The sequence below is a fragment of the Paeniglutamicibacter selenitireducens genome, assembly GCF_051550675.1.
GTDB lineage: Bacteria > Actinomycetota > Actinomycetes > Actinomycetales > Micrococcaceae > Paeniglutamicibacter.
The window spans coordinates 708,263-714,948 of sequence record NZ_JBPULF010000002.1 but is presented as its reverse complement, the minus strand read 5'-3'; the positions used below and the strand labels follow the sequence as shown (position 1 = coordinate 714,948).

The following is a 6,686-nucleotide window of genomic DNA, read 5'->3' as shown; positions in this document are numbered from 1 at the left end:
AGGCGGCGACGCCTAGCCCGGTAGGGTTTGGGCGGCCGCCGCAGGTGGCTGGCAGGCAGCGGCTGTAAGCCAGACGCTCGGCAGGGATGTCCCTGCCGAGCGTCTTGCGTTAACGTGGATGCAGTTTTCCCGTGGAAGGGACCATTTGAAGTTGGCCGGAGGTTTCCCGGCGGGTGGGACCTTTCCCCCTGGGGGTAGATGCTGAGCCCTGAAGTTCCTACCGGGTAGGGCATTGGCCAAAAAACGAACCAGGCATTGGATTTCCGACCGTGCGGATGGATTCGACCCATCATCAAGATCACCATGAGTAAACAGTTGTTGCCTAGGGGTAATCTTATGATATACATCTATGTGCGTCACTTCACAGTGTCCGGGTCCGGATGCTCAGCCCACGGAGATTCCCCATGAATACAGTTACCCCGCTCGAGCACGAGGTCCTCGCGGCCGCAGCCAGGATCGTCGATGCGTTCACCGCGACCGACACCGAGCGATACTTCGGGGCCTTTGCTCCGGATGCGTCGTTCATTTTCCATACGGAACCCAACAGGCTGGAAGACCGTGCCAGCTACGAGGTGCTGTGGGCCGGCTGGATCGCCGATGGATGGCGCGTCACGAGCTGCATCTCGAGCAACCAGCAGGTCAACCTCTTTCCTGGGGGCGCAGTCTTTGCCCACGACGTCTCCACGAGCATCGAAGTGGGAACCGAACCCGGCGAGATCACCACGGATTCATACATGGAGCGGGAAACCATAGTCTTCAGCAGGGCTGCGGACGGCACCCTGGTAGCGGTTCACGAACACCTGTCGCCAGCACCGGCAGCTGTAGCGAGCGCCCAGTGAACGTCTATCGGAGGCTTGAGCAGCGGCTTGAGGGCGATTCAGAAGGTTTCGGCGCCATCAAGGGCACCCTTGGCGCCCGCCGGATCGGCATGATCTGGCTTGCGGCAAACCTCGTCGTGACGACGATGCTGACCGGCACATTTTTCATCCCGGGTCTGTCGTTCGGCCCCGTGCTGGGGCTGATTCTGGCCGGCACGATCCTGGGCTCCGTGGTCCTGGTCCTGATTGGCAACATCGGCACGCGCACCGGACTGCCAACCATGGCCATCACCCGAGGCGCATTCGGCATTCGAGGGAGCCTGTTGCCGGTGGCGGCGAACGTCGTCGTGCTGATGGGCTGGAGCTGGGTGCAGGCCATGCTGGCCGGCGTCACGGTCAACTACCTCGTCGAATCGCTCACGGGATTCTCGAATCCGATCCTCTTCGCAGTGCTCTGCCAGACGCTGGTGGTCGCACTCGCCATGTTCGGACATTCCGGGATCGCCCGCGTGGAGCCGTGGCTGGCTGTGCTCATCCTGGGCATCATGGCCTACGTCTTCTTCGTGGCTTTCGGGGCCTACAGCCCTGCCGAATTCAACGCGATTCCAGTTGACGCTTCGCTCGGGTACACGCCAATCACCGTTCTGGATATCGTGATCTCCACGGCCATTTCCTGGACCGTTCTGTCTGCGGATTTCAACCGCCTGGCCCGCGACGGTCGTTCCGGAATGCTGGGTTCAGGCATTGGGTACACGATTTCCACAGTGTTGTCGATGGCCCTCGGCGCCACCGCCATCGGCTACGTGATTCTCACCGGGGGAGAAGCAGCTGAGTTCGATCCCACCGTTGTTGTCGCCGCGTTCGGGGCTCCACTGGCGATCGTGATCTTCCTGTCGGTCATGGCCACGAACTCGATGGTCGTCTATGGCATGGTCACCTCGGTCGTCAACGCCCAGTCGCGGCGGAAACTGCCGTTCCTGGGAACGGCGCTTGTCGTGGGGGCGGTGTCGATCATCGGTGCCACGTGGCTGGCACTCCTGGACCAGTTCACCGACTTCCTGGTCCTGATCGGCGCCTTCTTTGTCCCGGTCTTCGCGATCATGATCGTCGACTACTACCTGCTCAAGCGCCGCAACTACACGAGCGACATCCTTCGGCAAGACGGCGGATCGTACTGGTACGTCGCCGGTGTCAACTGGCTGGCCGTGGCCGTGTGGGTTGTCGGGGCGGGAGTCTCCTATGCGCTGACGTACCTGGTCCCAAGCCCGCTCGGGGCAACGATCCCGGCGTTTGCTGCGAGTTTCCTTTTGTACCTCGGGCTGTCGTGGAGGCAGCGGGGACGGATTGCGGCTGCCCCGCAAATCCACCTGGCGGACGCACAGTCCTGACCCCAACACCCCGCCCGCCCAGCGCACCTGCCGCTGGGCGGGTTTTTGGCATCCACGAACCATGCGTGGTCATGGGCGTGGTACTGCGGCGGATAGCCGTTGGCACAGGTGCCGAGCGCAGGCGGGCCGGCCATCCGCTGGACCTTAAGATGCCCGGGATCGCCCCGGGGCCATTGGATGTGACGGAGGCTCGTGCCGGAAGCGGCCGGTCGTTGGATCCAGGAGGGCGCTTTCCGGCGGTTTCCCACCGTCGCCCGGCGGCAAACCGCCCTTCGACTGTCGATTGCCGATCACGAAGCGCCACTGCCAGGGCCATCATGGAGCATCTGCCACCCGGGCGAGCAGCGCTGTTTTCGGGCAGCAAAACGAGGGGATGTCATGGCGCCTCCAATGACATCCCCTCGTGGTCTTGTGGGGCGGTGGTGCTGGCCAACCGCTTGAGGGCCCTAGCTGCGTGCCTTGTTCCGGTGCAACCACGACCACCATGGCCCGGGTTCCCGGGGCGTTGTCTTTCGTGGGCCGAAATCGGGGTCCAAGCCCTGGATGGGGTCGAACATGCCCGTGCAGGGGGCGGCGGGCGATTTCGTGTCCAGTGGCACGCCATGCCCCTTGGGTGATTCGGCTGCCGAGCGAACGGTGTTCATGCTACCCCCTTCGGGTCTAAGTTTTCATATTGCGGAATCTAACTTTTGTAGTACGGAATAATTATCATCACACTCGAGTCCCGTCCGCAAGGGTTTCGGCGAAACTCCTCGGGTGCACGAGGCGTGCTTTCGGGCATCTGCGACGCAATGAAACTTTTTTGGTTCAACCCTTGACGCGGACACTGTGATGCCGCTTACATTGAACGAAAGAAAGTTTCCACGATTCAAAAACATCGAGTCGAAGCCGGCCCCGCCGGTGGTAAGGGTGTTCAGCGTTTGGGCGTGGCAAGAATGATTCGAAAGAGCTGATCACCCATGGATTTGTCGATTTTCAACACCCTCGACGCACCGGCCGCGGCCGGCGTCCTGCGACCGTGCCTGGACGTTGAGCGATGGATCGATTCCATCGTCGAAAACAGGCCGTTCAGCTCCGTTGAAGACCTCGCAACCCATGCGGAAAACGCCGCGTTTCCATTCGCGGAAACCGAAATCGCGTCGGCCCTGGCGCACCATCCTCGCATCGGAGAACGCGCCGAAGGCGGGTCCACTGAGGCAACGCTGAGCCGTGGCGAACAAGCGGCGCTCAACCTCGACGACGACATCAAGTCGGCGCTGCTCGCGGGAAACCAAGCCTACGAACGGCGTTTTGACCGGGTGTTCCTGATCCGCGCCGCGGGCCGGAGCAGCGAAGAAATCCTGGCCGAGCTGAACCGCCGCATGTCGAACGATGCCGGCACCGAAGTCCGCGAGGTGGGCCAGCAGCTGCGCGAGATCGCCTTGCTTCGCCTGGAAGCCCTTTTCGAACCAGTACACGCGCGCTAGGCGCATCCACCACATTCCTTCTCGAGGAGCTCTGAGAGCACAGCTATGACCACTCGTAGCCACATCACAACCCACGTTCTCGACACCGGGACCGGGAGGCCTTCCTCCGGTGTCAAGGCCACGCTGGAAGCCAAGACGGCATCCGGTTGGCAAGAAATCGGATCCGGGGTGACCGACAGTGATGGTCGGATCGCAAACCTTGGACCGGTGCAGGTTGAGGCAGGTGAATACCGCGTTTCGTTTGAGACCGGTGCCTACTTCGGGTCGAAGGGTACGGAAACCTTCTTCCCCGGGGTGACGATCAATTTCCTGGTGAGCAACACCGCTGATCATTACCACGTACCCCTTCTTATCAGCCCGTTTGCATTTTCCACGTACCGAGGGAGCTAATACAATGACTGCCACAACTACCGATACCGCGGTTTCGACCAAGATCGTTCTGGGCAAGAACCAGTACGGCAAGGCCGAAGTCCGACTGGTGAAGATCACCCGCGACACCGACCGCCACGAGATCGAAGACCTCAACGTGACGTCCCAGTTGCACGGCGACTTCACCAAGGCCCACATCGATGGCGACAACGGCCTGGTGGTCCCGACCGATACGCAGAAGAACACCGTTTACGGCCTGGCGCGTGATGGCGTCGGTGCTGTCGAGGATTTCCTGGTTCGGCTCGGAAGCCACTTCACCGGCGAGTTCGACTGGATCACCGGCGGGCGCTGGGCTGCCGAGCAGTACTTCTGGGACCGCATCAACGACCACGACCACGCGTTCTCCCGCAACAAGTCCGAGGTTCGTACCGCGGTCCTGGAGATCGTCAACGGTGAAAAGAACCTGCTGGCCGGGATCCAGGACCTGACGGTCCTGAAGTCCACGGGCAGCGAGTTCAACGGTTTCCCGGTTGACCGTTTCACCACCCTGCAGGAAACCTCGGACCGCATCCTGGCGACCGACGTGACTGCCCGCTGGCGCTACAACACGGCGGCTGTCAACGCCGGCGGCCTCGACTTCGACGCCATCTACGCCTCGGTTCGTTCGCACCTTCTGTCGGAGTTCGCAAACAACCACTCGTACGCACTGCAGCAGACCATGTTTGAAATGGGCCGCGCGGTACTCGAAGCGCATCCCGAGATCGACGAGATCAAGATGTCGCTGCCAAACAAGCACCACTTCCTGGTCGACCTCACTCCGTTCGGCCAAGACAACCCGAATGAAGTCTTCTTCGCGGCCGACCGCCCGTACGGACTCATTGAAGCAACCATCACGCGTGAGGGAGTCCCCTCCACGCATTCGATCTGGGAAAACACGCCCGGCTTTTGCTAAGCGATGAATAACAAGGGTGTGCCGGTGTAGTAGCACCGGCACACCCTCCATCGCAGCAACCGACTAGGAGGTCAGTTGTGAACGCTACGCAAGTCAAAAATACCAAACTTCGGCCGGAGGACGAGCGTCTTCCGTTGGGGCGGACCGTCGCCTACGGCCTGCAGCACGTGCTGACCATGTACGGCGGCATCATTGCGCCGCCGTTGATCATCGGCGGTGCCGCGGGCCTGTCTTCCGAGGAGGTCGGCGTGCTGATTGCCAGCTGCCTCTTCGTCGGCGGCCTGGCCACCATCCTGCAAACCGTCGGCATTCCGTTCTTCGGGTGCCAGCTCCCGCTGGTGCAGGGCACCTCGTTCGCCTCAGTGGCCACCATGGTGGCGATCGTTAACGGCGGCGGAGGGATCCAGGCGGTCTTCGGGGCCGTGCTTGCGGCCTCGGTCATCGGATTCCTGATAGCTCCCTTCTTTGCCCGCATCGTGCGGTTCTTCCCGCCGGTGGTCACCGGCGTGGTCATCACCATGATCGGCATTTCGCTCACGCCCGTTGCGGCGAACTGGGCCATGGGCGGCAACGCCAAGGCCGAAAACTACGGAAGCCTGCAGAACATCGGACTTGCCGGCGCCACGCTCCTGATTGCGTTGCTGCTCTCCAAGCTGGGGAATGCCGCAATCTCACGACTTTCCATCCTCCTGGCGATGGTGCTGGGTACCGTGCTGGCCGTGCTGTTGGGCATGGCAGACTTCTCCAAGGTGGGCCAAGGTGCGATCTTCGCCTTCCCGCAGCCGTTGGCCTTCGGCTGGCCGGTCTTCGAACTGGGCGGCATCATCTCCATGGTGATCGTGGTCCTGGTGATCCTCACCGAAACCACCGCAGACATCCTGGCCGTGGGCGAAATCGCGGGCACGAAGGTCGACTCGCGGCGCATCGCCGACGGCCTGCGCGCCGACATGGCCTCCAGCATCGTAGCTCCGTTCCTTAACACCTTCACCCAGAGCGCCTTCGCGCAGAACGTCGGGCTGGTCGCGATCACGGGCGTCAAGAGCCGCTTCGTGGTGACCGCCGGCGGCGCAATCCTGGTGATCCTCGGCCTGTTGCCGGTCCTCGGCCGCGTCGTGGCAGCGGTTCCCACCGCGGTTTTGGGCGGCGCCGGGATCGTCCTGTTCGGCACCGTCGCCGCATCGGGCATCCGGACACTGAGCAAGGTGAAGTACGAAGGCAACCTCAACCTGGTCATTGTTGCCACCTCGATCGCCTTCGGCTGCCTCCCGATCGTCAAGCCGGACTTCTACGACGCGTTCCCGACGTGGTTCGGCACGATCTTCCACTCGGGCATCAGCTCCTCGGCCGTCATGGCAATCCTGCTCAACCTGCTGTTCAACGAGCTGAAGTTCGGCACCCCGAAGAAGAACGCGTCGGTGTTTGTTGCGGCCCCGCCGCGCATGGTACGCGAGGAAGAAATCCGCGGCCTGCTGGACGGCGACCACTACGAGGCAGGCAAGCTCATCGACGCCGACGGCGAGGAAGTGCCGGTGGTGAGCGAGGAGGAATACAAGCAGGTGATCGAGCAACACCACCAAGAACTTGCGAAGCCCGGGGCGAAGCTGCCCGGGGAGTCCATCGGCCGGCGAACAAAGGGGAGCGAATTCAAACACGCATAAAGTGATGGGATAGGACTGCTGTCCGCCGTTTGCGG

Annotated in this window: 6 protein-coding genes; all 6 read left to right on the top strand. The window is 62.1% G+C overall.

Annotation, left to right across the window (positions count from 1 at the left end; translation table 11 throughout):
- Positions 1–404 precede the first annotated feature (404 nt).
- The 6 genes from ACSYDW_RS06705 (at position 405) to ACSYDW_RS06680 (ending at position 6,651) form a co-directional block, all read left to right on the top strand.
- Positions 405–839: a YybH family protein gene (locus ACSYDW_RS06705; protein ID WP_438337935.1), complete on the top strand. Its 435-nt coding sequence runs from the start codon at positions 405–407 to the stop codon at positions 837–839.
- Positions 836–2,206: a purine-cytosine permease family protein gene (locus tag ACSYDW_RS06700; RefSeq protein WP_438337934.1), complete on the top strand. Its 1,371-nt coding sequence runs from the start codon at positions 836–838 to the stop codon at positions 2,204–2,206. The genes ACSYDW_RS06705 and ACSYDW_RS06700 overlap by 4 nt, the downstream gene beginning before the upstream one ends.
- A 959-nt stretch (positions 2,207–3,165) precedes the next feature.
- The gene (gene uraD / locus ACSYDW_RS06695) at positions 3,166–3,672 is read left to right on the top strand and encodes a 2-oxo-4-hydroxy-4-carboxy-5-ureidoimidazoline decarboxylase (protein ID WP_438337933.1); all 507 of its coding nucleotides are present in this window, start codon (positions 3,166–3,168) and stop codon (positions 3,670–3,672) included.
- Between the two features lie 45 nt (positions 3,673–3,717).
- The gene (gene uraH / locus ACSYDW_RS06690) at positions 3,718–4,062 is read left to right on the top strand and encodes a hydroxyisourate hydrolase (protein ID WP_438337932.1); all 345 of its coding nucleotides are present in this window, start codon (positions 3,718–3,720) and stop codon (positions 4,060–4,062) included.
- A 4-nt stretch (positions 4,063–4,066) separates the two neighbouring features.
- Complete coding sequence (gene pucL, locus ACSYDW_RS06685; RefSeq protein WP_438337931.1) at positions 4,067–4,993, top strand: factor-independent urate hydroxylase; 927 nt, start codon at positions 4,067–4,069, stop codon at positions 4,991–4,993.
- A gap of 77 nt (positions 4,994–5,070) precedes the next feature.
- Complete coding sequence (locus ACSYDW_RS06680; RefSeq protein ID WP_438337930.1) at positions 5,071–6,651, top strand: nucleobase:cation symporter-2 family protein; 1,581 nt, start codon at positions 5,071–5,073, stop codon at positions 6,649–6,651.
- The last annotated feature ends 35 nt before the right edge of the window (positions 6,652–6,686 follow it).

What these genes read in the sequence shown, in the direction of transcription:
- uraH (WP_438337932.1), top strand. Translation starts at nt 3,718, where the DNA reads ATGACCACTCGTAGCCACATCACAACCCACGTTCTCGACACCGGGACC.
- ACSYDW_RS06705 (WP_438337935.1), top strand. Translation starts at nt 405, where the DNA reads ATGAATACAGTTACCCCGCTCGAGCACGAGGTCCTCGCGGCCGCAGCC.
- pucL (WP_438337931.1), top strand. Translation starts at nt 4,067, where the DNA reads ATGACTGCCACAACTACCGATACCGCGGTTTCGACCAAGATCGTTCTG.
- uraD (WP_438337933.1), top strand. Translation starts at nt 3,166, where the DNA reads ATGGATTTGTCGATTTTCAACACCCTCGACGCACCGGCCGCGGCCGGC.